This is a genomic window from Shewanella sp. NKUCC01_JLK, assembly GCF_019345615.1.
Taxonomy (GTDB): domain Bacteria; phylum Pseudomonadota; class Gammaproteobacteria; order Enterobacterales; family Shewanellaceae; genus Shewanella; species Shewanella oncorhynchi.
This window is the reverse complement of record NZ_JAHKRD010000002.1, coordinates 23,710-50,686: the sequence shown is the minus strand read 5'-3', so window position 1 is coordinate 50,686 and position 26,977 is coordinate 23,710. Positions and strand designations below refer to the sequence as shown.

The following is a 26,977-nucleotide window of genomic DNA, read 5'->3' as shown; positions in this document are numbered from 1 at the left end:
GCTCAAGAGCCGACGCGCGAAAAGCGCGCGCGTCTTAGCACGGCGTTATATTTCTAAGGTAAGTTATGATCTTTCCCAAGTTTAAATACCATCCCGATCCGATAAAAACTGGGAGTATAGTAGAGAGTAAAAACTCATGTGATTGCTGCAAGCATCAGCAGGGGTACGTTTACTCAGGTTCTATTTATAGTAAAAATAGGCCAGACTCAATCTGTCCTTGGTGCATTGCCGATGGTGGTGCAGCTAAAATGTTCGGAATTGAGTTTGTCTCTTTGATGCCGGCAATTATCGATCCTAGCAATCCACAAGAGATAGAATGTAGCGAAAGTGCTTTCGATGAATTGCTTCACCGAACTCCTGGGTTTTCAAGTTATCAAGAAATTGAATGGCCAAATCATTGTGGTGATTTCTGTGAATATCATGGAATAAGCACTGTGAAAGATATAAAGAATATTTCTGCTGAGCAAAAAGAACGATTATTCCAAACTAGCTATTTAGACGAGCGTGAGCTTACAGATATACAGAGAGGTAAAGACGACGAATTGCACTATTTTTTAAGGTTTTCCTGTCGTAATTGTGGCGAATCCTTGTTTCAATTTGATCCAGATTAAAAATATAATAATTCGCGTCATTTGCAGCCTTCGGCTGCTGGGACGCCGCTACGCGGCGCCCATGCGCTCAACGTTATAGGTCAATCATGAAGAAGTGTATTTTTACTCTGTTAGTTATTTCTCTATTTGGTTGCGCTACAAATAAAGAGTCTTTGTCTAGCGACGCTCATGTATTTAACCTAAATGGTAAAAATATGAGCGTCTCTGAAGGTTTGCTTTCAGAGATTCGTGAGAAATGGAAAGGTAATGGGAGTCGTATTGTTACAAGCAGCCTGCTAAACGAAGCTGATGTGCAATGGTCTCTAGACTACATCGCTCTAATGGAGGCCATTAACAGTAAAGAGTGCAATTCACTTCAAGTACTCCAAACTAGAAAATATGATCCTATCAAAGACATTGACTCAACAGGGGCCAATATAGAGCCGGGGTTATTCGACTATGTTTGGGTGGTTCAAGTCTGTGATGCTCAAAGAAATTATCGGTTAGTAAATCGAAAAGGAGATAAGTCATTTACACTTTATCCACTAAACCTATAACAAGTTTATCAACGAACGCCACTTCGTGGCTGGACAGCCTAAAGCGTGGCTTCGCCACAGGCTGCCCGTTATAAAGGCGTTATATGCCACAGGGAGATTAGGCTTGTCGATTAAACTTCTAACTGAACGTTACCAACTTACTATCCTTGCGCCGTTTCATTTAAGCGTTAATGGCGAAAAATATGTCATTGATGCCTTAATTGAAGGTTATGGTGCACGTAAAGGCATGCTAATCGTTAAAAATGCGAATACTATTAAAGACGTAAGAGAAGATATTGTAGCTTTGGGATACGGATATTCTTGTTTTGATATTAATGCCAATGATGTAGCTGAAAGCTTTCAAGAAGTGCTAGATGACTGGGGTAAAAGTGGCATATAACAAGTTGCCTAAATTCGCCGCAAAAAGCGCGGCGGGGACAAATACTCACTGGGCTTCGCCCAACAACGTTCGCATTTGCCCCTTGGCAAAGCGTTAATGGTCAAAAGCAATGATCTCTGAATCACAATACTGGAAAAATGACCTACAGAAGAACGTCGAATTCTTCCACAACAAGCTGCATCAGACGACTTGGAGGGAAGCTTCCTTTGCTGCTTTAGAAAAAAGAGTAATGCTGTCTTGCTATATCGTTAGGAAGCTGGCAGAAGCTAATAAGATTACAAAAGAGATTTTCGAATGCCAAGTGAAGTTGTATTCCTATAAAAATAAAGGGAAAACTGTAGATCTGCTAAATTGGCATCGAGTAGGCGATTTATACGAAGTTGAGCAGCCACAAGAAATAACAAAACCGTTCTCATATGTTATTAATCAAATAATACATAGCTATACGTTTTTATTCGCTTTCAAGTCAAAAGATAATATCGAAGGCATTCTGTTCAACTCGGATCGCAGCAAGAAGAAGGAACTATATATGCTAAAAATCGCTGATTTTATCGAATTACTATCTCCAATAGCACAGTGCTACATCGGGAGAACAATCATGCAAAGAAACAGTGATGGCGAAATGGTCGTGGTTCATAGTGAGTAAACCATTAACAAGGCCAAGCACATCGCCCGCAAAAAAACGCGGGCTGGACCTCGCTATCGCTCGGCCCGTGTTGGCGGCGTTACCTATAGAAATCTTTATCCGAAACAGACGCGTTAGAGTTAAGGCTTTAACACGGAAATGTCTCAAAACTGTGTTGCGTATGTCTTTTAAATCTACAGGTTACGCTAAAGCCAAAACGGTGAGCCGTGGTGATTTGCGAGACGACCGTCCGCCCCATGGACGGGGCGGTCGAGCATCCAAGGATGGACTGGCTGCGAGTCGACGAGCAAATGGCATGGCAAACCTATAAGTCGGGGCGGTCGAGCGGCTTGGACAACATCCGTGTTTAATTGCCAGTTCGCCATCCATGGCTCTCGTTCATAAGCTTAGAAACCCTAGGTTTCTATTCACAATGTCGTCGAGCAAATACCATGGATCGACCTTCAATAGGGGGCCTGCATTTAATAACTAAGCAATAAGTCATTTAGTGATATTAGCCTTTCTATATTTAACGCTCCTCTGTCCAACTCTTGTTAAACGAACATTACATATGCAAACTGTAGCGGCATCTTATTGTTCTAATTTGTCAGATTAGGTTTTTATGTCACTATAGGTTTTTTGCTGTGACGTTAGCATGTAAAGCAAGATGAGCTTTTAACGCCTTGAATCGCCAGCAAACAAGGATAGCGAGGCTGTTATTCCTTGGTAAAACCCGTTAGCGTCTTTATCGACAGTTTTTTACCTGCGAGATTGGGCATCAGTGACTCAAGGATGATCCTATGAATAAACGTATCGTGATTTGTGCCGATGGGACTTGGAATCGGCCCGAGAAAGATCTTAAGGTCGATTTCCCCACCAATGTGCTGCGCCTTGCGCGTGCTATCAGCCCGATAGCGGCAGATGGTAAACCCCAACAGGTATTTTATGATTGGGGCGTGGGTTCCTATTACGATCAAACCATCGGTGGCGCAACAGGGCGCGGTTTGCATAAAAACATCATGGATGGGTATCGCTACATAGTGCAAAACTATTCCCCCGGCGATGAGATTTATCTCTTTGGCTTTAGTCGTGGTGCTTACACAGTGCGTTGCCTGTGTGGCTTGATTAATAACTGCGGCATACTCAAACGTCCCGATGCGGCGTTGATTCAACAAGCTTTCGACCACTATAAAAAAAGCAGTGCGCCCTTTGCGCCTGATGGTGAAAAATCCCTCGAATTTAGAGCGAGATACAGTCATGAATCTCGGGAAATCAAGTTTGTTGGCGTGTGGGATACCGTGGGTGCTATGGGGATCCCTATTTCATTTTTAGGCTTGTTCGAAGATAAAGACGAGTTTTACGACACTAAAATTGGCCGCAATGTGCGCGTTGCCCGTCATGCGTTAGCCATAGATGAACATCGCAGTGATTTTGAGCCGACCATTTGGCAACTGCGTGACAATATGGACATGCAGCAAGTGTGGTTTGCGGGCGCCCATAGCAATATTGGCGGCAGTTATAAACCCGATAAAGACGGTTCATTGTTGTCGGATATTGCACTGTTGTGGATGATATCCGAGGCGCAGAAATTTAATTTAAGCTTAGAGCCACACTTAGCCGCGAGTGTGCATCCAAATCCGCTTGCGACCTTACATAACTCGAGACGCAGTTTTTATCGGATAAAACAGGAATATTTGCGACCACTCGACCCTGAGCAAGTCCCAGTACTTTTGCATCATTCGGTGAAGGCCCGCTGGGATCAAGATCCTCAGTATCGCCCGAAGAATCTACAAACTTATATCGAACACTATGGCTGGCCAGAGCAGCTAGTTTAACTCTATAACCCCAAGTGACCTGAAGAGACTACGCCTGCATCTTCAGGCGGTTTGGGGATAAATACTAAGGCATATCATGATTAAGCGACACTTAGCTGGACTCGTTTTTGGGCTCAGTCTGTTTCTTCCCCATAGCGTATTTGCGCAGCCCGCTAAACGCATTATTGCGCTCTCTCCCCATGCGGTGGAAATGCTTTACGCCATAGGTGCGGGCGATACGATTGTGGCCGCAACCGATTATGCGGATTATCCCGAGGCGGCAAAAAATATCCCGCGTATTGGTGGTTACTATGGCATTCAAATGGAGCGGGTGATGGAGCTTAATCCCGATCTGATTGTGGTGTGGGATTCGGGTAATAAAGCCGAAGATATCAACCAGCTTAGGACGTTAGGATTTAACCTTTATGGCAGCGATCCTAAAACCTTAGAAGGCGTCGCCAAGGAGCTTGAAGAGTTAGGCCAACTTACGGGGCATGTTGAAGAAGCAAGCAAGGCTGCGGCCGCTTATCGCGCTGAGCTTATCCGATTGCGGGTTGAAAATGCTAAAAAATCAGAACCTAAGGTATTTTATCAACTCTGGTCGACCCCATTGATGACAGTCTCTAAAAACAGTTGGATCCAACAGATCATCAGTGTGTGCCATGGACAAAATGTGTTTTACGATGCCGCCAGTGATTATCCGCAAGTCAGTTTAGAAAACGTCTTGCTGACCTTGCCCGAAGTGATTTTACAGAGTGAAGAAGAAGGTAATGTGAAAGGGGTTGATTGGCGCCAATGGCCAGAAATTCCTGCCGTGAAGAAACAGCATATTTATCAACTCAATGCCGATTTATTACATCGCGCGACGCCCAGAGCTTTACTCGGCGTTCAAGCCTTATGTGATGCCTTGGATAAAGCACGTTAAATAAAACGCCTGACAGATTATTCCGTCAGGCGTTTAGTCAGATGTTGCTATTTTCTAAGCGTTTAGAAAGGCGCGTTGATGTCGACCACATTAATCAGCTTGTGGTTTACAAACTCTTTCAATCCTAAATCAATCAACTCGCGGCCATAACCTGAGCGACGCACGCCACCAAAGGGTAAGTCGGCCTTGACCATAGTTGGATGATTAACAAACATCATGCCTGTGGAAACCTGCTTAGCGACCGCCAGCCCGCGTTGGGTGTCGGCGGTAAACACTGAGCCACCCAATCCAAAGGGCGAGTCATTGGCAATGGCAATCGCTGCTTGCTCATCCTTCACCCTGTGGATACTGGACACAGGGCCGAAGAATTCCCAATAGTAGGCGGGGTTATCTGGCGTCAGGTTTGTCAGTATTGTTGGCTGCACAAAGGCGCCTTGCTGCGGCACTTTAGGACCCACTTCGGTCGCGGTTGCGCCGTGTTTTACGGCATCACGGATCTTCTGCTTCAACTCATCGGCCGCGCCTTGGGAAGACAGCGGCGCTAGCGTAGTGGCCGAGTCCATAGGATCGCCTGCTTTTAGCGCTTCTATCCCCTTGATATAACCCTTCATAAATTCATCGTAAATGGCTTCAACTAAGATCATCCGCTTAGATGATGTACAGACCTGTCCCGCGTTCCAGTGACGGCCAAACACAGCCCAGTCGATAGTTTTAGGCAGATCGGCATCTTCAAGTACGATAAAGGCATCTGCGCCACCCAGTTCTAGGGTGGACTTTTTCAGTGCCTTACCTGCCAGAGCGGCAATGATCGATCCCGCATCTTCAGATCCCGTGAGCGCAACACCATGCACTTTGGGCGAATTGATGATCTGTTCTATCTGCTCTCGGGTGGCATACAGATTTTGGAATGCACCTGAGGGCAGTCCGGCATCGCGCATTAAGCCTTCAAAGGCCGCAGCGCACTGGGGCACGTTGGATGCATGTTTGAGTAGTAAGGTATTTCCGGCGGCAAGCTGCGGCGCTAAGATGCGCGCAATTTGGTAGTAGGGAAAGTTCCAAGGTTCGATAGCCAATAATACGCCCAGCGGTTCGTTAACCAGTATCGCTTCACCTTCGGCGGGATCGGCAACCGGCAGTTTTTGCGGTGCCAGCAGTCGCTCGGCATGTTCGGCGTAGTATTCGAAAATTTGCGCCGACAGTTCGACTTCAGCTTCGGCTTCTGCTGTGACCTTGCCCATTTCTAAGGTCAGTAGATTGGCGTATTTCGACTTGTTGTCTCTGAGGATCTTCGCTGCCTTAGACAGTATTGCGGCCTTGTCGGCAAAGGGAGTGGTTCGCCAGCTTAAAAATGCCTGATGGGCGGATTCTATCGCCTGTGTGACTTCGGTATCTGTTGCATTTGGAAATTCTTTAATGAGCTTTCCCGTAAAGGGATTGGTTGTTGCATAAGCCATATGTGCCTCCAAGCGTTTAACAAATAGAGCGTAAATGCCAGCTTTGGCATCGAGGGTGGAAATGTCTTGTTTGTTGTGGACTTCCTTGCCATTGATATGTGGCAAGGAAGCCTAGGATGAACGGTAAACTCGTGTGGCAGCAGGAACTATTTCAGTAGTATTAATTAATAAAATCAGATTGTTGCCACCTACGGAGTACACGTCATATTGTTACGGTTAACAAGCTTCAGCTGTTTTATAGCGTTCAGCCATGGCATTGGCGGCTATCATGGCTTGATAGACATCATCTGCGGTTAACTTCATTGGCATATTGCCCATAGTATCGCCCTCAGCACAGGCTATCTCAGCCACTTTGCGCCATTCGGTCTCGATAAAGGTTTTCAGCCCTAAATCTGCGAGAGTGAGCGGCAGTCCCGCTGTTTTGATGATGCGGATAACGTTATCGATTTCGGCTTTGGGGGCATTTTCGAGCACGAGCTGAGTTAGCAGCCCAAAGACGACTTTCTCGCCGTGCTGAGCTTTATGTAAGTCTGCCACCGCTGACATACCATTGTTTACGGCATGGGCGGCGGCTAACCCGCCCGCTTCTGCACCAACACCACTGAGATAGATGGTGGCTTCAATGGTTTGCTCTAGCGCAGGTGTGACTATTTTGTTTTTAACGGCGTCCATAGCAGCTTCAACATTTTCAGTCAGTAACTGATAACAAAGTTGGGCCAATCCCAGCCCTGTGCGGGAAGGCTTTTTCAGGACTAGGTTGACGCCATCCGATTGATAGCAGGCACGAGCTTCAAAATAGGTTGCCAGTGCATCGCCTATGCCTGCCGCAAAAAATCGGGCCGGAGCCGCGGCGATAATGGCAGTGTCGGCAACGACAGCATCTGGGTTCTGTGGCAGAAACAGATAGCGTTCAAACTCACCTGTTTCGGAGTAGATTACTGCAAGTGCAGTACAGGGCGCATCGGTTGAAGCAATTGTGGGGTACAAGATGACAGGCCGTTTTTGATAGAAGGCGACGGCTTTGGCGGTATCTAAGGTTTTTCCACCGCCAACTCCAACAATAACGTTGGTATGATGCTGTTCTGCCAGCGCGCCTAAGCGCTTTATCTCGGCTTCGCTGCACTCATAGTTGAATTTTTCGAGGTGGCTGCTGATCCCATTTTGATCTAGCCCAGCGACCGCTTCATTCTTCACGCGGCTGAGGATAAATTCATCGCAGATGATAAAAGCATTGTCACCAAAGTCCTTAACATAATCATGCATTTGAGCTAATAGGCCCTTGCCGATAATGAATTTTTTAGGGGAAGTGACGGTACGTGGAACGACAGTGCTCATAGAGCCTCCTTTGCACTTATGACGGTTATCCTTTCATTCTTACCCTAGCATACGCCTAAATTAATGTCATAGCATGAATGGTGGTAATGTTTTTATTGCTAAGCGTAAATTACTACTTTAGTGCTTAATTGTTAGATTAATAATGTGGTTTATTGTTTTATTCTTCGAGTTAAATGCTTTGGTTTGCCCTGGTTTAAGGCAAGGGTAGGGCTCAGAGAGCGAGGCGATCTAAGCGGGCGAAGAGATGTAATATCTCAAAAAAAGCTAACGGTGGAATGCGTAAATAGCGGTAAACGTCTGCTGTCTAAACACTGCATAGTCATTAATGTAATGGGATTTTATTACCTTAAACTCGTCCCAAGTCTTGCTCGGTGTTCATGCTTTATGTGATGCTCTGTACTGTAGTTCATTGGTGTCATAGCGAGTGAAATCGTCGGCTGAGATAAAAGACCAGTAATCAAGGAGTGAAGATGACACAGCAGAATGCGTTAGGACAATTGGTCAGTAAAGGTACGTTAATATTCTTTTGTGGCAAAATGGGCGCAGGTAAATCAACCTTATCGCGACAACTTGCAGAGGCCGAAAACGGTATTTTAATCTCGGAAGACGCATGGCTGGCGGCGCTATATCCCGATGAAATTAAAGATTTTGATACTTACTTGAGCTATTCCGCTCGCCTTAAGCCTTTGCTTAAAAAGCATGTGCAGGAACTGCTCTGTTCGGGTGTTTCTGTGGTCATGGACTTTCCCGCGAATACTATCAATCAGCGCCTGTGGTTTCGAAGCATTTTTACTGATTGCGCCGCCCATAAACTTATTTATCTTAATCACAGTGATGCGCTTTGTTTGAGTCAACTCGATAAACGCAGACAAAGCCACCCTGAGCGCGCTATGTTCGATACCGAGGCGATGTTCTGGCATGTGAGCGGTTATTTTCAGCCGCCGACTCTGGATGAAGGCTTTGAGCTTGAGGTGATAGAAAGATAATTATAGTGAATAAAAACAATAGGAAATATCATGTACCAAGTGCTTGAGGAGGTTGTTTCAGCCAATGATTTTGTTCGCCTACGACAGATTTCTGGCTTAAGCCCTAGACCATTGGAGGGCGCCATCAAGGCTTTGCCAAGGAGTTTATATGGCGTGCAAATAAAGCTTGCCGGGCAGACTGTGGGTATGGGGCGTGTGGTTGGTGACGGCGCGCTCAACTTCGAAATTGTCGATATCGCAGTGGATCCTGAGCATCAAGGTAAGGGATTAGGGCGGCTTATTATGCAGCACATCATGGCTTATCTAGATCGTGAGGCTTTTGAGGGCGCGTATATTACCCTGATGGCGGATGTGCCTGAACTCTATGAAAAGTTTGGCTTTAAATTTAGTCGTCCCGCAAGTGAAGGCATGTATATGGTGAAATAACGGCGCTAACCAATACACTTGTAACTTAGGCACTTATAGCAGTAGAACTCAAACAGTAGAGCTCAAAACAACAATCAAAGGAAGATTACCCCATGAATACCTTACTTATTTGCTTATTTGTCGCCATGTTATTGCCATATCTTGCGAAAGGTCCAGTGGCTTGGGCTATGGCAAAGGCGGGTGGTTACGATAATAATCATCCCCGTGCTCAGCAAGCACAGCTAACCGGTTTTGGCGCTCGCGCTTTAGCGGGACATCAAAATGCCTTTGAATCATTGCTGGTGTTTGGCCTAGCCGTATTAGTGGTGATTGCTACCGGCAAAGTAAATCCCACCACTGAGTGGCTCGCAATCGTCCATGTCGGCGCCCGCTTTGTGTATCACATCCTCTATCTTGCCAACAAAGGCACCTTAAGATCCCTCACATGGTTTGTTGCTATCTTCAGTGCTTTCGGGATTTTCTTTCAGGCTTTTTAAGCTTGGATATTAAAGGATCTGCGCCAGTTTTTTGATACTTTCCCGCAGCTCATCAGGCGTATGAGCGGCATAGCCCAGTAAGATTGCTTGCCTTGGATAGGGCGCTTGGCAATATCGAGACAAAGGCTGTGCACCTAAACTGAGTTGGCGGCATTTATTGATCACTTCCTCTTCGGTTAAGTTGCCTTTTAGCCAACATACGAGGTGAATACCTGAGTCAGAGGTTTGAACGGACAATTTGTCGGGCAGATACTGCTCAATTGCCGCGATTAACGCCGTTTGGCGCGCTAAGCAGGCTTTTCTCACTCGGCGAACATGCCGCGCGTAATGTCCTTCGGCGATAAACAACGCTAATGTTGCTTGCTCTAGGTGAGCCGTGTGCGTATCGGCATAATATTTTGCCAACTGGAAAGCCTGTATCAGTTTAGGGGGCACCACCAAAAAGCCGAGTCGCAATTCAGGCAGCAGCATCTTGGAAAAGGTGCCTGCGTAGATCACCCGCTGTTGTTTATCGAGTCCCTGCAGTGCCTGAATTGGGCGGGCGCTATAACGAAACTCGCTATTATAGTCATCTTCTAAAATCCATTTACTCTGCTCAGCGGCCCAATCGAGTAAGGCCAATCGTCGTGGCAGACTTAGCATCCCGCCGAGGGGAAATTGGTGTGAGGGCGCGGTAAAAGCCAGTTTCACTGCGGGCCACCGCTGTATCGCATCGGCAATATTTGTGCCCTCATCATCAACTCTCACAGGACGAACCCGCATATTTTGCGAGAGAAAAGCGCCTAAAGCGCCATCATATCCAGGTTCATCAAGCCAGACTTCATCTCCCTGTTGGAGTAGTACCTGCGCTGTGAGGTTAATGGCCTGCTGAGTTCCATTGACTATGATGATCTGCTCAGGTGTGCAATTGAGGCCGCGGGTCGAACGCGCATAGTCACTTATCGCCTCACGCAACGGCAAATACCCTGCGCTATGGTTTGATTTACCTAAGGTTTTACGCGATTGCCGCCAAACTCGGCCTAACAGCCGCCCCCAAAGTTGGTGCGGGAAAAGATCGACACATCCGACGCCAATATTAAGCATGTTATGGCTGTGGTCCGTATTTCCCTTCGCTTTCAGTCGCGCCATTTCTATTAACTGTGGATTAATGTCTACATTGGAATCAAAGGCTTGAGCACTTTCTCGGGAGCTGTTGGAAATATCGATCAGTTCATCGGGAATGGTATCTGACACATAAGTGCCCGAGCCCGGTTTAGTCAGCAGATAGCCTTCATCAATCAGGCGCTCAAACCCTTGCAGTACTGAGTTACGTGAAATCTGCATGGTTTCCGACAAGGCTCTGCTGGATGGGAGCTTCATTCTAGGATGTAAACGTCCATCAAGAATGGTCTCTCTAAACGCATGATAAAGCTGATCTTTGAGGATGCCATCTTTGAGTTGCAAGTGAGGGAAATTGGATTGAGGTTTTTTCATTTGCTAACTGGTACTGTAGAAAATACAAAAAGTGTACCTTATGCGGTACCACAATTGAATCTAGAATCTTGCTTCAGTAAAACTGAGACCATTTACTTAATTTCAAGGAGTGCACTAATGTCCAGCCAATCACTAACAGTAACCATTGATATGGTTAAAGAAACGGACTATTCACTCTGGTTACCACACTGGCGTGATTACCAGACTTTTTACAAAGTGGCGTTATCAGAAGCGACCACCCAAGCCACGTGGCGCCGATTCTTTGATGACCAAGAACCCATTTATTGCGCCGTCGCAAGAGAGGGCCAAAACTTACTCGGTTTTGTGCACTATGTTTTTCATCGTTCTACTTGGGCCGAAACGGATTATTGTTATCTTGAAGACTTGTTTGTTGCCCCAACGGCAAGGGGTCAACATGTTGGAAAACAATTGATTGAGTTTGTAAAGCAAGCGGCCATTGAACACAAGTGCGCGCGCCTGTATTGGCATACACAGGAAACAAATTTAACCGCGCAAAAACTCTATAACTGGATTGGTGAAAAACCGGGAGTCATTGAGTACAGAATGCCGCTGTAAGGAGGGGCCTTTAATAAATGCATTAACTGGCTAGCTTATTAATGCATTTATTATCAGCGGCTTGATAGTCTAAACTCCTTTCAATCATAATGTTAAAGGGCTTTTAGCATTAGGTTTTAATGTACGTTTTAATTGCGACTAATCGCAGCGATCACCGCATCGGTCAGCTCCCGAGTATTCGCTGTTCCGCCCATATCGCGGGTTAAAGACTGCTTATCTTTCAATACGTTTTCTATCGCGCTGAGTATCAGGTCGTGTATTGCACCATAACCTAAATGTTGCATCATCATAGCGCCTGCCCAAATTGTCCCTAAAGGATTGGCAATACCTTGGCCTGCAATATCCGGCGCCGACCCATGAACCGGCTCAAACATCGACGGAAATTCCTTGTTTGGATTGATGTTCGCCGAAGGGGCAATGGCGATAGTGCCAGTGCACGCAGGGCCAAGATCAGACAGGATATCGCCAAACAAATTTGAGCCAACAACCACGTCAAAATGCTCGGGTTTCAGCACGAAATTGGCCGTCAGAATATCGATATGATATTGGTCGACTTTAACATTTGGATACTGTTTTGCCATTTCCATGACGCGACTATCCCAATAGGGCATAGAGTGAAATATGCCATTGGATTTGGTCGCCGAGGTTAAGTGCTTTGCTTTGCGGCTTTGGGCTAAATCGAAGGCATATTTTAAGATGCGATCTGTGCCACGACGGGTAAAAATGCTCTGCTGGGAGACAATCTCATGTTCAGTGCCTTCATATTGAATGCCGCCGACGGCGGAATATTCGCCTTCCACGTTTTCACGTACTACATAAAAATCGATATCGCCGGGCTTTTTACCCGCGAGTGGGCAGGGCACGCCTTCAAATAACCGAATAGGCCTAAGGTTCACGTATTGCTCAAAGGCTCTGCGGATCGGTAGCAGCAATCCCCAGAGTGAAATATGGTCGGGAACTCCTGGAAATCCAACAGCGCCTAAGTAGATGGCATCAAAGGATTTTAGTTGCTTAAGTCCATCCTCTGGCATCATGCGACCGGTTTTATGGTAGGTTTCACAGGACCAGTCGAAGTAGGTCCACTCAAACGCCACACCTAAGATTTTTCCTGCGGCTTCGAGTGTGCGTATCCCTTCGGGGATCACTTCAGTACCTATGCCATCTCCGGCAATTACGGCGATTTTTACCTTAGACATCTTCGACTCCAATAGGGGATTCTGCGTTTTTTGTATGTTATTCCATATTCGTATCGTGTATGAATAGGCTAAATGTTTTGTTAAGGATTACGAATCGTGAGCCAACTGCCGCCACTTGAAGATTTACGAGTCTTTGTTATCGCCGCTACAAGCGGGGGATTTACAGCCGCTGCGGAGCAATTATCTTTTTCTCCAGCGTATGTGAGTAAACGCATTGGCCTATTAGAAAAAGCGCTCGGAGTGCGCTTGTTTCTGCGTTCTGCCAGAAGTGTCAGTCTCACCTTAGAGGGCAAGATTGCCTTGGAATGGTCTGAACGTTTGCTCGATACCATGGAGCAAATGAGCCTTGAAATTAGCTTAGAGCAGCAAGTGCCACGGGGGCGATTACGTATCGCAACTAGCACAGGATTTGGCAGCCACTGTATTGCGCCGATTATTTCAGACCTCGTGTTCCACTATCCCGAATTAGAAGTTGATTTAGAGTTGCTCGACCGCCCAGTCGATCTGGTCTCTGAAGGTTTTGATCTGGAGATCCGTGTCGGTGGCGAATTGCCACCGCAAATGATAGCTAAGCGTCTTGCGAGTAATTATCGGGTATTGGCGGCATCGCCGACCTATATCGACACGCATGGCATGCCAAACAATCTCGCGGCATTAGCCGAGCATAAGTGCATAGGGATCCGCGAGCGCGATCAAAACCATAGAGTGTGGCGATTGGAAAGTGCGACTGGCATAGCCTCGGTTGATTTAGCGGCTTCCTTGATGACCAACAATGGCACAGTCGCTAAGCAGTGGTGCCTTAAAGGCCACGGTATTATGTTGCGCTCCATCTGGGATTTACAGCAAGATTTCTTAAGTGGCACATTAGTCAGAGTACTCCCCGAGTATCATCAATCCGCTGAAATTCATGTAATTTATGCTTCACGATTAGAAACGTCTGCCAAACTCCGCACCTGCGTCGCCTATCTTGAAGAGGCTTTACCTCGTTTTGCTGGCTCTGGAATAAGTTGATTCTATTTCGTCAAGCTCTATTGGCGAGTGAACACTCGCTATTTTCATATTGAGTTTAAATAAATCAAGGTGTTGGATTTAATTGCTGACATTGGGTCAAGAGGCGGCCAAGAAGGCGCTCGTCCTATTCTCCTTAAAAAATGACCGTAATAGGTCATTTTGTATATCTATTAAGCAAACTGTCAGGTTTTTACTGTTACCTTACCCCCCGATGTATTGGCTAATCCCATTGCTACCGTTTTACCTCAGTTAAAGAGATACCATGTTTATAAAGTTTAAGCTTCCCGTTGCTATGCTCGCACTCATTGCTTTGTCTGTTTTATGCTCTTCGGTGTATGTGCAAGAAACGCTAGCGACTAAGCTGATTTCGAATAGGCTGCCAGTTGATGCTCTTGGTTTTCAGTCACAGACGGCTTCCAATCCTTTAGTTGCCAGTCAGAGTGCTCTGCATCATATGCAGAGTTTGCCAAAACTGATGACGACTTCCTTGGTGCAAGCGAATCAAGGTGCTGTTGCAAATCCAACGGTTGCTGAACATTTCTCATCCCCAAAAAGGCTTGAGCAGCCATCCTTAGACAATCCAGAGACTAAACAACTGAGTCTGAATATCAGTTCTCTCGATGAACTCATGGGCTTGTTTGACTCGCTTAATTACACGCCAGAAAGCTTTCGTGATGGTAATAAATCGGTCCCTAGATTGACCTTTGATGCCGTGGGAGAGGGCTGGAGTTCAGTGTCAAGCCAACTCCCGGTGAAGCAAAAGAAAATGGTGTTTCTTAGGATGATTGCCCCTTTAGTCTTATTGGCGAATGAGAAAATTTTACAAGAAAGACAGGTCATTATGTCTGCCCCCCTCGATGATATTGCGTTATTAGCCTTAGGGGTAAAGTACAAAGTAATAAGCAGTGAAGATAAACCGCTGTTAGAAGCCCAAAGACAAATGCTACTTGAAAGGGTGGATATCCTGCCGCCATCGTTAGTGTTAGCTCAAGCGGCAAAAGAAAGCGGTTGGGGCACATCGCGATTTGCCCGTGAAGGTAATGCATTATTTGGGCAGTGGGATTTCAAGGGTAATGGTATGGAACCTAGGCAAAAGCGCCAAGGTTTAGGCAATTATGGTTTAGCACGATTCGATACACCATTTGCTTCGGTGGAAGGGTATTTGTTGAATTTGAATACCCATAATGCTTATCAGAAGATGCGAGATTTTCGTGCCCAATCAAGACAAGCTAATCAAGCTGTGACAGGCTCTGCACTTGCAGGGACGTTAGACCGATATTCGGAGCGTGGGCACGCCTATGTTGAGGCGATTCGTCAGATGATCCGTACTAATAAGCTATATCTGGTGGATGATATTTATTTAAGTGATGACGCACCATTACATCTATTAACAAGAACAAACTAAGTGATTGGTAAAATAACCATTTTTTACTTAGCCTGAATAAAGCGCACTTTAATTAGGCTGGTATAGGTCAATTTAATCAAGGGCATCCGCATTACCCTATATCCCAATTTTAAACTTTGCCTTTTTGCTGGTCATTGTCTTCAAGGCCTTGAGTTAACCATTAGGATAAAAGGATAAGTAGTGCCTGATGTTCGATATTAATGTTTACCTTTCTGTAATCGCATAACTGCCATCTGTGTTATAGCTGATGGTAAACCCCTTTTTATCACCATCGTGGTAATACTTCAGGGACAGTAATCGATCCTTGTTATCGATTTCATATGTCCAGCCACGTTGCTCATTGTCGCTGTAATTGGACAGTGAATAACCGCCATCCTTCTTGTAGCGGATGCTGATTTGACTGTCTTGCCCCTGTTCATTATTTTGCAGCTTTTGGACATGCCCCTCTTCATCGAATTCATATTCTTTGATGAGGTTGCCATGATGGTAGTCAGAAAATTTGTATAATTTTCCTTTACTATCATAATAATATTGTTCCCCATGCTTAATCGATGGCGTATTTCTAAAGGGGGGATTCAGTATGTCCTTACAGTCATTGCTATAGGGATTTTCTCGCATTATGCACTCGTCCTGAGAGGGCTTGACGGGCAGGGTTTCGTCATATTCATAATGATTTAACTCTATAAGCCGGTGATTATGGTTAGGATCAAATATCGCCTGCATGCCATGGTATTCACCTTTGCGATAGTGTCTAATGCCACTGGCAACATCCTGTGCTGAGTACCAAATACTCTGGCCATCGAGCAGGCCCTGCTTATAATGCTTATTGGCAAAGAGCACATTTTCATCGCTGATTAGTTTTTCTTCACCTTCGCGTAATCCATTGAGATAAGTCACTTCGATCCGTGATTTCTTGTCAGTTTTAAATACCCAAGGGCCAGTGCGCTTGCCATCAAGGTAAGCCCCGTTACCCACATAGTTGCGGTATTCGCCAAGCGAGACTTTATCTACCCAAGGGCCTTGTTTAATGCCGTTTTGATAGTGACCTTTATTGCCATTGCTCTCAAGCCATTCACCGTCTTTGACGCCGTTGCGATAAATGCCTTTTTCAAACAATCGCTTATCACCTGTGTCTGCGCCATATTCGGGCTCATAGATTTCATAGGGGCCATCGAGTACTCCTTGATTGTAATGGGCAAAACCGTAGTTATCTGCCTCATCGAACATGGACTGTGCAATCCATTTACCTTGCTTTTTACCGTCAAGATATTCACCTTCCCAATAGCTTGCTTGGCCGTCAGCCTCCATCCATTTACCGACTTTTTTGCCTTGTTTGTACTGACCATTCAACATGATATTGGCATTACGGTTATCGTAGGCGGTATAGGGGCCATCGAGCACACCTTGGGCATAATGACTTTCAAGCGCAAGTCCAGCCCAAGAACCACCGAGATTCATGTAATCATAAGCTGGGCCCGTTTTTGGGATCTCACCCTCACTGCTGTTTAGCCAGTCTACATCATCGGCTTCAAAGACAACGCTCACCAACACAAAACTGCCCTGTTGTTCGCGATAATCATTGCGATAAAAGTGGGTCACTAAACTGTATTGATGCTCGCGGCCTTGGGCATCTTTATCTTTGCGGGTGAGGGGGTAACGTAATTTATATTCGTCCGCGGTTTTCACATCGGCGGGTAAACCTTTAGCATTGCGATAGCCGATTAAGGTTGGTTTGAGCTTGGTTGATCCATCGATAATCGCTTTAATGGCAGGATCTTCAATCGCCTCAACATCATAGGTCATGCGATATTGCTGCGGCGGAATTTGGTTTAACACTTTGCGGGTGTCGCTGACGGTAAATGACGATAACGTCGGGGCGACTTCATCCAGCACAACTTGAAGGCGTGGCAGCTTAGTGAGCTTTGAATCCTCAAAACCATAACCCCGTAAATGCTGGCCATCAGCATCTTTAAGCATGACCACGACTTCTTTGTCGCCACCCTTATCAAAGTCATAGTAAAAAACGGCCACAATTTCAGCCGCACCATAATCATCAAGATGTACCCCGGGCGCATCGCCGTCGGACATTTCGCTCCACACTTGATTGTCTTTTTGGTGAAAATTAAGCCATTGGCCATTTGGTAAATCGACAGTGGGATGGACGGCTTTGCCCGCAGCGCTTGCCGCAGGAATAACCATTAAAGAGGATAACAACATCATGCCCGCTGCAGTGAATAAACTGCGAATCGAAAGTTCCATTTAACTACACCTTTTACACCGATAACTTGCGCCTCATGCGCACCAGTAAACGGGCCGAATTTTATGCGAAGACAAGCACTTCAGGAAGTAGCTGATACAAAAAAGGCCGCAATAGCGGCCTGTTAAGATCCAATATTTAACAATCCGCGATGGTACATAGCATTTATTTCGTGGGTGTCTTTTAGGGTAATCATTTAGATTTCTTTGAAAACGGGTTTTAAAAGAAAATGAGCTAAAAATATTACAATAACAGCTGCTTAAATTTAATGGAGCACTGAAGCAGTGCTTCAATTTTGCTTTGTTTCGCTTGTTCTGAATCTACATTCCCAGTGGTGTAAAACGTTATTTCTGGATCGAGTATCGGGCTACACGTTTGGTGTTCGATTTTCAACAATGAGTGCGTTCGATTAGCAATCGCTAATCCAGAATCAATGACGGTAACGTGGTGGGGAAGGGCATTTTTGATTTCTGCATTGATAAGTGGAAAGTGAGTACAAGCCAGCACTAATACATCGGTATTAAACGCATCGGGTTTGTTAAAAATACGCTGAATTTCCTGGGTTACAATGTCGGGGTCAAACCCATTGCCGAGAAGTTTTTGCTCTGAGGCGAGAACCAGCGCTTCAGAGTCTTCTACTAAAACCTTACATTCTGTGGCGAAATTCGTGATCAGCATCTTCACATAAGCTGAGTTCACCGTGGTGTGAGTGCCAAGTACCATCACTACCTTTGATTTTGATAACGAAGCGGCAGGTTTTATCGCAGGGACAACGCCGACAATAGGTAGATTGAGTTCAGCACGAAGTAAGTCTAGCGCAATGGTACTCGCTGTATTGCAGGCGATAACGATGATATCGGGTTGAGTCAGTGAGCTTGCTTTGGATATAACGTCTAAAATTCGCTTTTTAAGTATATCGTGTGGCTTTTTTCCGTACGGGAAAAAGCCAGCGTCAGAGACGTAACTCAGCCGTATGTTGGGGATTCTCTTTTTTATTTCGGCCGCGACGGTAAGTCCACCTGAACCTGAATCAAAAACTAATATTGAGCTATCCATTGCACCTACCTTCACATAATCAACACATTTAATTTTGCCATAGACACAGGAGCGTTAGTCGAATTGGCATACGGCTTCAAGAGGCGCATTTTGCTCTTTCAGCTTATTTTGATCAATGAGGATATGTTTGGTTAAGACTTTTTCGTAAACAAAAAATCTTTTGGTGAGTTAATGCTATCTACCGCTGGGTGAGATCATGAATACTCAGTTTTGTCCGCAGTTTAGTTTGGATGCCAACTTAATCCTTCGTGCGTTTGTAAATATTGGTGGAGCTTTAATTCCCATAACCATTAAGCACTATCATTCTAGTGACACGCCGACTTTGGTTTTAAAATAGTCGTCCATGTATGCTCGAGAATGGAATCTGCTGTATAGGACATAATAATGTCGCGATCACATGGATGTGAATAAGCGACCATGCCACGGATGGTCACTTCCATGGTAGTGCTTAATTTGGGTTAATCCCTGTGTATGTCAGATGGTTGATTCTTAAAAAATTCATGGCTGTCCGCTTTTTTTACTGCCATGCGTGGTAATACGCAGTTCAAGGCCGATCTGAGTTGGGCAATAGAATTTATTACCACCAAATGTTATCGCAGCAAGCAGTCAAAAACAAAGCACGACAATAGCTTAGAGTTGATATGGGCACATTTAGATGCTTAAGGTACAGGCTATGAACAATGGATGTCTTGATAATATTGATAATAAAGCAGAAAAAGAGTTATGGGAGTCCTGACTTTCGCTTATATGCTCAATGCCTAGCCGAGCAAGCCGAGTCTAGTGACCAAAAGAAATCGAGCTTGGATGAAAACCGCATTTCTTGAAAAGATATTAATGGCTGGACTTGCCAAGGCGGACAAAATATGAACATTCACGCGATTACCCTGGGAACCAGACGAGATAAGTCTGGTTCAGTGAATTGCAGATTTAAATTTTATTTATTTTTTACCATGATTAATTGACCATCTTTATAAATCTCTTCAGATGCTAATTGCCCATCGTCACCATAGCTTTTAAGGACTCCTTCTAATAAGTCATTTTTATAAGTCCCTTCCTCCATCAATTGACCACTTTCATAATATCGCTTATATGGACCTTCTTTTAGATTATTTTCAATAATTGCATCACAATTGACCTTTCCATTTTCATAATAATGTATAGAGTGGCCATTTTCCAAACCACTTTTATACGTCATCTCCCACCACAACTGACCACTTTCATAATAATATCTAGAAAGGCCTTCCTGCTTACCATCCTTACAGAAAACCACTCCCCACAATTGACCATTTTCATAATATGATTCACAAATTCCTTCTGGAAGTCCATTTTTCTTAGTTCCTTTTCTCAATATCCTCCCACTTTCATAATATCTATTATAAGGACCATCTTCTAATCCATTATTATAATTCCCTACAAGCCTTACAGCGCCATTTTTATAAAATATCTTGTAAGGGCCTTCTTCTAATCCATTTCTATAACTTCCTTCCTTCTCCACTCCGCCATTTTCATAATATTTTTTGTAAGGGCCTTCTTCTAACCCATTTTTATAAGATCCTTCGAACAATAGCAAACCATCTTCATCATATGTTTTAAAAGGACCGTCTTCTAGACCATTTCTATAAGTTATTTCCCTATATCCGTCACAATCATCACTTTCATAATACCTTTTACTTTTCCCAGTAAAAGGTATTTGTGTATCTATTTCATAATAGATCCCATTTATATTTTGCAATTGATTAAAATCTATTTCCTTCATCGATAACTCCTTTTTTATCTATAATTCTCAATGCTCTCACACCTACCATCGGTGTTTTTCAAGGTAGTAGGCACTCCTTGCTCAAATATTATGCTTCAAGCTGAGCTTGCACTAAGGCCTCGGGTGTCGCTATTTTTGCGGTTAAATTGCTCAAAGATGATTCCTTACTGAAATGAATTAGCTCGAAATGGATTGCTGTGTCGGGAGGGAAAGAGTGCTTGTCGTCGCGCTACTATCATCGCACTACTATCATCGCCATGACTGCTTTCTTTCCCTCTAATATTTTCTCAGTTAAGTACACTATTCCAATATCTTAAGCTGTGTTTTTCCCCATTGGGTGGCATAGGGCATGGCTTCTTGCGGGCTGAGGATAAACTCATTTTCACAGCCATCGCCGCGGGGCGTTTCCCAGAATTTGATGCCCTTTGGCTCGAGGGTGAGCTGGTAATATCCCGAGCCGTCGGATGTGGGGCATTCTGCGTCCGGTGCTTTGCCAGCAAACAATTTGTCCCTTAATGCTGGGGGTAAAGGATGACTCATACCCTCGAGCATGCTTTGTGGTTGAGTATCGGCGAGAAACCATTGCCATGGGTGGAAAGGTTTGCCGTCGTTAAGGGAGAAACTCACAAATTCTTGGCTGATACCATTGGCGCCATAACCTGCCGCCCAGCGATATAGGCGCACACTGAGCCAATGCTGATTAATAAAAATCGGTTCGGCAAAGGTTTCGTCAGTTACAAAACTGCCCATTTGTGCCAGCATTCTGCGGCGAGTGTCAAAGGTTTGTGCTAGTTGGGCTTCATCGGTGAGCTTATGTTCAAGCCATTGATTAATTGTCAATATACCCGTTTGTGGGCCTTTAAATTCGATACCTACATCTGTGCCAAACGTCAGCGGGCGATACTCAATATTTTCGTAGCTTTGCCATTTACCTCGGCTGAGTTTTGGCGTGGTTTCTAGCGGTAGATTGTAAGCATCGGCACCACAATCCTCGACCTTATCTGGGCTGATTTCTCGCTCAAGTTGCACTGGTAACGATTTACTCGCGGTATCTTTAAACCAATGGCCGCTCAGTTTTTGTGGCGTGACACTATCAAACTGCCAATTTCCTGTATTGCCTTCTTCTTTCCACAGTTCATCTTGCTGCTCGAGTCTTATCGGCGTTAAGTAGCGTTGATAGTAATAACTGCCTGTTCCATATTGATTAAAACAAATTCTGACCTTGCTTTTACCTAACTGTCCCTGCCAGATCCCTGTGAGTTCATTGGCCGCAAAGGTCGGCAAAGAGATCGTGGCGGTCAGCAACAGGCTTGAAGATAAAACGGAGAATAATATCCTTGTGGGCATACTGATTTTCTCTTAAAAGGTGATAAGTAAGGGCCGTATTCTAAGCGCAGGATACTGACCGATTGTGGATTAAAAATCAAAATCTGATAAAAAAGTCGCCCGTAGGCGACTTGATGTTAAAGACTTAAGGCTTACTCAACTTGCCAATCAATGGTTTCTCCAGCACGAATAGGCACGACGTTAGTATCGCCAAGCGGGTAAGTTGCAGGAACATCCCATGACTTTTTGACCAGCGTGATGGTATCGGTATTGCGTGGTAGATGGTAAAAGTCAGGGCCGTTAAAGCTTGCGAACGCTTCGAGTTTATCCAGCGCATTGACCGACTCAAATGCTTCGGCATACAGCTCAATGGCGGCATGAGCCGTGTACGAACCCGCACAGCCACAGGCCGCTTCTTTCTTATCCTTGGCGTGTGGCGCTGAATCTGTACCGAGGAAAAACTTCTTGCTGCCGCTTGCCGCTGCACCTAACAACGCCTGCTGGTGGGTGTTGCGTTTTAAAATCGGCAGGCAGTAAAAATGCGGACGAATACCGCCTGCCAGCATGTGATTGCGGTTATACAGTAAATGGTGGGCCGTGATAGTCGCGGCCACATTGTCTGAGGCTTGAGTGACAAAATCAACTGCATCTTTGGTGGTGATATGCTCAAGCACGATTTTAAGCGCTGGGAAATCGGCGACAATTTTACTGAGGATATTTTCAATAAAGACACGCTCGCGGTCGAAAATATCAATGGCTGAATCTGTGACTTCACCGTGGACTAAAAACAGCATACCGACTTCTTGCATGGCTTGGAGTACGGGATAGATGTTTTTAACATCGGTTACGCCGGAATCTGAGTTAGTCGTCGCGCCCGCTGGGTAGAGTTTAGCGGCGACAATTTTACCCGAGGCTTTGGCCTTGCGGATTTCATCTGGGCTGGTTTTGTCGGTTAAATACAACACCATCAAAGGTTCGAATTGTGAGCCCGCGGGCACTTGCGCTTTAATGCGATCGTAATAGGCCAGTGCGGTTTCGGTATCGATAGCGGGGGGCACTAAGTTTGGCATCACGATGGCGCGGCCCATATAGCGGCTGATATCGCGCACTGTATCTTTAAGCTGGGCGGCGTCTCTTAAATGAATATGCCAGTCGTCTGGGCGAGTGATTGTTATTGTGGTCATAGGGTTTTCTTTTGATCGTTTTTGCTGCGAGGGTGGCGGGATCTTATGTGGCAAGGATTTTACTGTAAAGGGAAACTCGGCTGTTTTGGTTAATAAATCTAGATTTCTAGACCCTAGAATCTAGGAACTGCTTTTTTTCAATCGGACACTTTTCATTTCTCTGCTGCGGACACTTTTAAATGAAAGCGCCAGTGTCCGCGGACACTTTTATCTGCAATTTTTTGTTAACGTTTTGAAATAATATGATTTTACTTGTTTGGCATAGGCTTTGCTAACTCTAGGGTAGAGATTTCCAATAGTGTCCGTTGATACGTTCCGGCACTGATGATTCCAACAGGGAAGCGAGTAAAGCCATGATTAAAGATACTAGCGGCCAAGATACAGTACTTGTGCCATCGACCTCTAAACGTCTTAAGTTACCGCTGATCATTGGCGGTTGCGCCTTATTAGTCAGCGCCTTAGTTTGGGCGAGCTTGGGCACTGATAGCGTGAGCAAATCCTTAAGCCGCAGCGACATCACTACCGCAAAACTCTTCGTTGGAACGTTAACCCGCGATGTGGCGACCACAGGTAAAATCGTGGCGGCCAATGCGCCTATTTTGTATAGCACAGAGGAAGGTACTGTGACTCTGCTCAGCAATCCTGGCGATACTGTTAATAAGGGCGATGTGGTCGCCAAACTTGATAGTCCAAGACTCACTAATCAGCTAGAGCAAGCCAAGTCCCTATTAGCGGGTATGGAGAGTGCATTAGAGCGCGCTAAGTTGGATGCAAGACGCGATCAATTACAAGCTTATCAAACCTTAGATATCGCAACGGTCGATCTTGAAGCGGCGGATAGGGAAAGCCGACGCGGAGAGGAACTGATTCAAAGTCAGCTTATTGGCCAGATTGATTATGAAAAGGGCAAAGATGATTTACACAAAGCCAAGCTGAAGTTTAAGCATGCAGAGCAAGAAGTTGCGTTAACGAAAGATACGTTAACCTTTGAGATTAAAAATAAAGCCCTAGAAGTTGAGCGTCAAACTCTCGCGGTGCGTGAATTAGAACGCCAAGTCGATGCCTTGAATATTGTTGCACCTGTTAACGGCATTATCGGTAACTGGATTACCGAGCAGAAAACCCGTCTTAGCGCTAACCAACCGATTTTAACCGTCGTGGATTTAAGCGCCTATGAGGCTGAGTTAGCCGTGCCTGAGTCCTATGCGGATGATCTGGGTTTAGGCATGGAAGTCGAGTTGAGTTTTGGCAGTATTAAGTTAATGGGCAAGTTATCGTCGATTTCCCCTGAAGTGCGTAACCGTGAAGTGACCGCTAGGGTGCAATTTGACCAAAGCGACAGCCTAACACTGCGCCAGAATCAACGCATCTCGGCCCGAGTGTTATTAGAGCACAGACCCAATGTTCTTATGGTAAAACGCGGCGCCTTTATGACCAGCGGTGGAGGTAATGTGGCTTATCAAGTCGAGGGCGATTTAGCCAGCCGTCGTGAGGTTAAGCTCGGCAGTACTAGCCTGAGCCAAGTCGAAGTGCTTGATGGTGGCAAAGCCGGAGATGAGTGGGTTATTTCAAGTGTCGACCCTTTTAATCACGCCGAACAGGTCAGAATTCATTGATGACCGATATTCGTAAATTATTAAACAACCAATCTGATGAATTTAACAGCGCAGTGATCAAGGTGAATGACGAAACCTGCTGCGACATGGATAAGAATAGGAGCCGGATATGCGTGATAAACAATTTGATATCAGCATGTTGATGTCATCCAAAGTGTTTGGAGTACTAGCCTTATTATTACTGGTGGTTGCGGTGGAACTAAGTATCGGTGAGGCCAATAGCTGGTTTTTCCTCGGACTCAATTTGTTGGAATGGAGTAATCCTTTGGATGAGTTTCGCCAAGTGGGTGAGGTTTCAACCGAAACTGCCAACCTTATGCTGGGCGCTTTTATGTGGTTTTTAGAATGTGTCGTTGAGCCATTCTTTGGCTGATAAAGGTGTGCTGATTACGGTCGTACATGAGTCGATGCCTAAGGTGTAGACGCAGAGTCTAGGCGCCAAAATAGATTTGATTATTTAAAGGAAATTAACATGTTATCAATGAAGAATGTGAGCAAGGTTTTTAAAACGGATTTAGTAGAAACCCACGCCCTGCGCGATTTTAACCTCGAGGTGAACGAAGGCGAATTTGTCGCAGTCACAGGTCCTTCTGGCTCGGGTAAAACCACCTTTTTAAATATTGCAGGTTTACTCGAAGGTTTTACCCACGGCGACTATTTTCTCGATGGGATTAACGTCTCTAACTTGAGCGATAACAAGAGCGCCACTATCCGGAATGAAAAAATTGGCTTTATTTTCCAAGGTTTTAACTTAATTCCCGATCTTAACTTAGCTGAGAATATTGAAGTGCCGCTGCGCTATCGTGGTTTTAATGCCAAGGAGCGTCAACGTCGTGTACAAGAGGCATTAGAGCAAGTGGGCTTAGCTTCACGGCTCCAACATTTACCTACTCAGTTGTCGGGTGGACAACAACAAAGGGTGGCGATTGCTCGTGCTTTGGCGGGGGAGCCACGTTTCCTGCTCGCCGACGAACCTACGGGAAACCTCGACAGCCTAATGGCACGTCAAGTGATGGAATTACTCGAAAATATCAATCAAGCGGGCACGACCATTATCATGGTGACGCACGATCCTGAACTCGCTCGCCGCGCCCAACGCAACATTCAAATTGTCGATGGTCAAGTGTGTGATTTTACTATGTATCATCAAGGTCATCGACATGTCAGTGACATCACTGCTGCGACTGATATCGACAAACTTGTCGCCAACGCCGACCGTTAAGGATATGCATTATGTTCTTTTATTATGTTGATTTAGCTTGGCGCAGCATTAAGAAAACCCCGGTGCTGTCGCTGTTAATGGTGTTGGCGATTTCGATTGGTATTGGTATCACGATTACTACGTTAAACGTGTACAAGATGATGTCATTTAATCCTGCGGGTGAACGCTCTGATGAGTTAAATGCGGTACAGCTTTGGAGCCAAGGTCCTGATTCTTGGGATGAGTTAAACTCGTTAGTGACTTACCAAGACGCGATGAATCTGCGCAACAATACCTTACCTAAAAGCCAAGCTGCGATGTTTCGCACTGGGATGGCAGTGCAAACGGAGGATGCCAATTTTGCGCCTATTTTAGAAAGCATTCGGGTGACGGACAGTGACTTTTTTAAGCTGTTTGACGTGCCATTTTTGTACGGTAATGCGTGGGATAAATCCGTCGACACTGAACCTGCTTATCAAGTGGTGATTAACGATAAACTCAATCAAAAGTTGTTTGCGGGTCAAAACAGTGTTGGCAAAGTTATCTATCTTAATCGTAAACCTTATCAAGTGGTGGGGGTGATTGATGCTTGGGATCCTAAGCCTAAATATTATGATCCCACTAACGGTGCCTTTAACGACACGGAACAAATTTTTGTGCCGTTTTCGCTGACGCCTATCGAAGAGTTTGATGTATGGGGTAACACGTCGGGTTGGAAGTTTGAGACGATGAATAGTTACAGTGATCGCCTTAACTCTGAAAAAGTGTGGCTGCTGTATTGGGTTGAGTTACCAAATAAAGACGCAGTAGCCAGTTACCGTTCTTGGCTCAGCAATTATGTAGCGGAGCAAAAAGCCCTAGGCCGTTTTACGGATAATAAATCTGCCGCTGACTCAGTCAAAGTATCCGATGTGGCAACTTGGCTTGAATACAATCATGTGGTGCCCGAAGACAATAAAATCTTGGTTGGCTTGAGTGCGCTGTTTTTAAGTGTTTGTTTAGTCAATATATTAGGTTTAATGCTGACAAAGTTCCTCAAGCGCGCACCCGAAGTGGGAGTGCGTCGCGCCATTGGTGCTAGCCGTGGCCAAATCTTCGCTCAATACATGGTGGAAGTGGGCATGATTGGCTTATTCGGTGGTTTGCTGGGACTCGCTTGGGCCTACGCTTCGCTTTATGGGTTATCGGCCCAGTTTGAGGTCGCGAAGGGGTTAACCCATTTATCGGCGAGTATGTGGATTATCACCCCAAGTATTGCGGTAGGCACAGCCTTGTTGGCTGGCTTGTATCCCGCATGGGTGGTGTGTCGCACTAAACCTAGTGTTTATCTGAAAAGCCAGTAAGGGACTCATT

The 26,977-nt window shown here is 45.3% G+C and carries 26 protein-coding genes; 17 read left to right on the top strand and 9 right to left on the bottom strand.

Features of this window, described 5'->3' with window-relative positions:
• Positions 1 to 65: 65 nt before the first annotated feature.
• The 7 genes from KO537_RS02540 (at position 66) to KO537_RS02510 (ending at position 4,890) form a co-directional block, all read left to right on the top strand.
• Positions 66 to 611, top strand: coding sequence for a CbrC family protein (locus KO537_RS02540; RefSeq protein WP_219233784.1), 546 nt, complete (start codon positions 66 to 68; stop codon positions 609 to 611).
• An 86-nt stretch (positions 612 to 697) separates the two neighbouring features.
• Positions 698 to 1,147, top strand: a complete 450-nt coding sequence (locus KO537_RS02535) for a hypothetical protein (RefSeq protein WP_219233783.1) — start codon at positions 698 to 700, stop codon at positions 1,145 to 1,147.
• A gap of 103 nt (positions 1,148 to 1,250) precedes the next feature.
• Complete coding sequence (locus KO537_RS02530) at positions 1,251 to 1,526, top strand: hypothetical protein (RefSeq protein WP_028760233.1); 276 nt, start codon at positions 1,251 to 1,253, stop codon at positions 1,524 to 1,526.
• Between the two features lie 109 nt (positions 1,527 to 1,635).
• Positions 1,636 to 2,172 carry a hypothetical protein gene (locus KO537_RS02525; protein WP_028759283.1) on the top strand — a complete coding sequence of 179 codons (537 nt, stop codon included), beginning with the start codon at positions 1,636 to 1,638 and terminating at the stop codon, positions 2,170 to 2,172.
• 160 nt (positions 2,173 to 2,332) lie between these two features.
• Positions 2,333 to 2,482 carry a hypothetical protein gene (locus KO537_RS02520; protein ID WP_158497601.1) on the top strand — a complete coding sequence of 50 codons (150 nt, stop codon included), beginning with the start codon at positions 2,333 to 2,335 and terminating at the stop codon, positions 2,480 to 2,482.
• A gap of 469 nt (positions 2,483 to 2,951) precedes the next feature.
• Positions 2,952 to 3,986 (top strand): DUF2235 domain-containing protein, encoded by a 1,035-nt coding sequence (locus KO537_RS02515; RefSeq protein WP_173497460.1) that lies wholly within the window; start codon positions 2,952 to 2,954, stop codon positions 3,984 to 3,986.
• Between the two features lie 76 nt (positions 3,987 to 4,062).
• Positions 4,063 to 4,890, top strand: a complete 828-nt coding sequence (locus KO537_RS02510) for a cobalamin-binding protein (RefSeq protein WP_219233782.1) — start codon at positions 4,063 to 4,065, stop codon at positions 4,888 to 4,890.
• Between the two features lie 62 nt (positions 4,891 to 4,952).
• Here the strand turns inward: KO537_RS02510 and KO537_RS02505 are convergent, their stop codons facing one another.
• Positions 4,953 to 6,344, bottom strand: a complete 1,392-nt coding sequence (locus KO537_RS02505; RefSeq protein WP_011788372.1) for an NAD-dependent succinate-semialdehyde dehydrogenase — start codon at positions 6,342 to 6,344, stop codon at positions 4,953 to 4,955.
• A 216-nt stretch (positions 6,345 to 6,560) separates the two neighbouring features.
• On the bottom strand, positions 6,561 to 7,679 hold the full coding sequence (locus KO537_RS02500; RefSeq protein ID WP_219233781.1) for a glycerol dehydrogenase: 1,119 nt from the start codon (positions 7,677 to 7,679) through the stop codon (positions 6,561 to 6,563).
• Positions 7,680 to 8,149: 470 nt separating this feature from the next.
• Here KO537_RS02500 and KO537_RS02495 point away from each other — a divergent pair, with 470 nt between their 5' ends.
• From KO537_RS02495 to KO537_RS02485, 3 genes are all read left to right on the top strand, one after another.
• The gene (locus KO537_RS02495; protein WP_219233780.1) at positions 8,150 to 8,665 is read left to right on the top strand and encodes an ATP-binding protein; all 516 of its coding nucleotides are present in this window, start codon (positions 8,150 to 8,152) and stop codon (positions 8,663 to 8,665) included.
• 30 nt (positions 8,666 to 8,695) lie between these two features.
• Positions 8,696 to 9,091: a GNAT family N-acetyltransferase gene (locus KO537_RS02490; protein WP_105251621.1), complete on the top strand. Its 396-nt coding sequence runs from the start codon at positions 8,696 to 8,698 to the stop codon at positions 9,089 to 9,091.
• Positions 9,092 to 9,183: 92 nt separating this feature from the next.
• Positions 9,184 to 9,567 carry an MAPEG family protein gene (locus KO537_RS02485; protein ID WP_113941155.1) on the top strand — a complete coding sequence of 128 codons (384 nt, stop codon included), beginning with the start codon at positions 9,184 to 9,186 and terminating at the stop codon, positions 9,565 to 9,567.
• Between the two features lie 9 nt (positions 9,568 to 9,576).
• Here KO537_RS02485 and KO537_RS02480 read toward each other — a convergent pair whose 3' ends face one another.
• Positions 9,577 to 11,040, bottom strand: a complete 1,464-nt coding sequence (locus KO537_RS02480; protein WP_219233779.1) for a PLP-dependent aminotransferase family protein — start codon at positions 11,038 to 11,040, stop codon at positions 9,577 to 9,579.
• A 117-nt stretch (positions 11,041 to 11,157) separates the two neighbouring features.
• Between KO537_RS02480 and KO537_RS02475 the strand changes: the two genes are divergently transcribed.
• Positions 11,158 to 11,616 (top strand): GNAT family N-acetyltransferase, encoded by a 459-nt coding sequence (locus KO537_RS02475; RefSeq protein ID WP_168822689.1) that lies wholly within the window; start codon positions 11,158 to 11,160, stop codon positions 11,614 to 11,616.
• 128 nt (positions 11,617 to 11,744) lie between these two features.
• On the opposite strand, the gene KO537_RS02470 is transcribed toward KO537_RS02475, so the two are convergent.
• The gene (locus tag KO537_RS02470; RefSeq protein ID WP_219233778.1) at positions 11,745 to 12,812 is read right to left on the bottom strand and encodes a tartrate dehydrogenase; all 1,068 of its coding nucleotides are present in this window, start codon (positions 12,810 to 12,812) and stop codon (positions 11,745 to 11,747) included.
• Positions 12,813 to 12,908: 96 nt separating this feature from the next.
• On the opposite strand from KO537_RS02470, the gene KO537_RS02465 reads away from it, so the two are divergent.
• Together KO537_RS02465 and KO537_RS02460 are read left to right on the top strand one after the other, a co-directional pair.
• Positions 12,909 to 13,823, top strand: a complete 915-nt coding sequence (locus KO537_RS02465) for a LysR family transcriptional regulator (protein WP_219233777.1) — start codon at positions 12,909 to 12,911, stop codon at positions 13,821 to 13,823.
• Positions 13,824 to 14,085: 262 nt separating this feature from the next.
• Positions 14,086 to 15,228 (top strand): glucosaminidase domain-containing protein, encoded by a 1,143-nt coding sequence (locus KO537_RS02460; RefSeq protein ID WP_251071001.1) that lies wholly within the window; start codon positions 14,086 to 14,088, stop codon positions 15,226 to 15,228.
• Positions 15,229 to 15,432: 204 nt separating this feature from the next.
• Here the strand turns inward: KO537_RS02460 and KO537_RS02455 are convergent, their stop codons facing one another.
• The 5 genes from KO537_RS02455 to pyrC form a co-directional block, all read right to left on the bottom strand.
• Positions 15,433 to 17,487, bottom strand: coding sequence for a hypothetical protein (locus KO537_RS02455; RefSeq protein ID WP_219233776.1), 2,055 nt, complete (start codon positions 17,485 to 17,487; stop codon positions 15,433 to 15,435).
• A gap of 241 nt (positions 17,488 to 17,728) precedes the next feature.
• A complete protein-coding gene (murI, locus tag KO537_RS02450; protein WP_173497468.1) occupies positions 17,729 to 18,541 on the bottom strand; it encodes a glutamate racemase in 813 nt (270 codons plus the stop codon).
• 934 nt (positions 18,542 to 19,475) lie between these two features.
• On the bottom strand, positions 19,476 to 20,297 hold the full coding sequence (locus KO537_RS02445) for a toxin-antitoxin system YwqK family antitoxin (protein WP_173243121.1): 822 nt from the start codon (positions 20,295 to 20,297) through the stop codon (positions 19,476 to 19,478).
• Positions 20,298 to 20,597: 300 nt separating this feature from the next.
• Positions 20,598 to 21,644, bottom strand: coding sequence for a hypothetical protein (locus tag KO537_RS02440; protein WP_173243124.1), 1,047 nt, complete (start codon positions 21,642 to 21,644; stop codon positions 20,598 to 20,600).
• Positions 21,645 to 21,775: 131 nt separating this feature from the next.
• Positions 21,776 to 22,807: a dihydroorotase gene (gene pyrC / locus KO537_RS02435; RefSeq protein WP_173243127.1), complete on the bottom strand. Its 1,032-nt coding sequence runs from the start codon at positions 22,805 to 22,807 to the stop codon at positions 21,776 to 21,778.
• A 353-nt stretch (positions 22,808 to 23,160) separates the two neighbouring features.
• Here pyrC and KO537_RS02430 point away from each other — a divergent pair, with 353 nt between their 5' ends.
• From KO537_RS02430 to KO537_RS02415, 4 genes are all read left to right on the top strand, one after another.
• On the top strand, positions 23,161 to 24,423 hold the full coding sequence (locus tag KO537_RS02430) for an HlyD family efflux transporter periplasmic adaptor subunit (protein WP_173243130.1): 1,263 nt from the start codon (positions 23,161 to 23,163) through the stop codon (positions 24,421 to 24,423).
• 109 nt (positions 24,424 to 24,532) lie between these two features.
• Positions 24,533 to 24,796 carry a hypothetical protein gene (locus KO537_RS02425; RefSeq protein WP_105251637.1) on the top strand — a complete coding sequence of 88 codons (264 nt, stop codon included), beginning with the start codon at positions 24,533 to 24,535 and terminating at the stop codon, positions 24,794 to 24,796.
• A 99-nt stretch (positions 24,797 to 24,895) separates the two neighbouring features.
• Positions 24,896 to 25,645: an ABC transporter ATP-binding protein gene (locus KO537_RS02420; RefSeq protein WP_173243133.1), complete on the top strand. Its 750-nt coding sequence runs from the start codon at positions 24,896 to 24,898 to the stop codon at positions 25,643 to 25,645.
• Between the two features lie 11 nt (positions 25,646 to 25,656).
• Positions 25,657 to 26,967 carry an ABC transporter permease gene (locus KO537_RS02415; protein ID WP_173243136.1) on the top strand — a complete coding sequence of 437 codons (1,311 nt, stop codon included), beginning with the start codon at positions 25,657 to 25,659 and terminating at the stop codon, positions 26,965 to 26,967.
• The last annotated feature ends 10 nt before the right edge of the window (positions 26,968 to 26,977 follow it).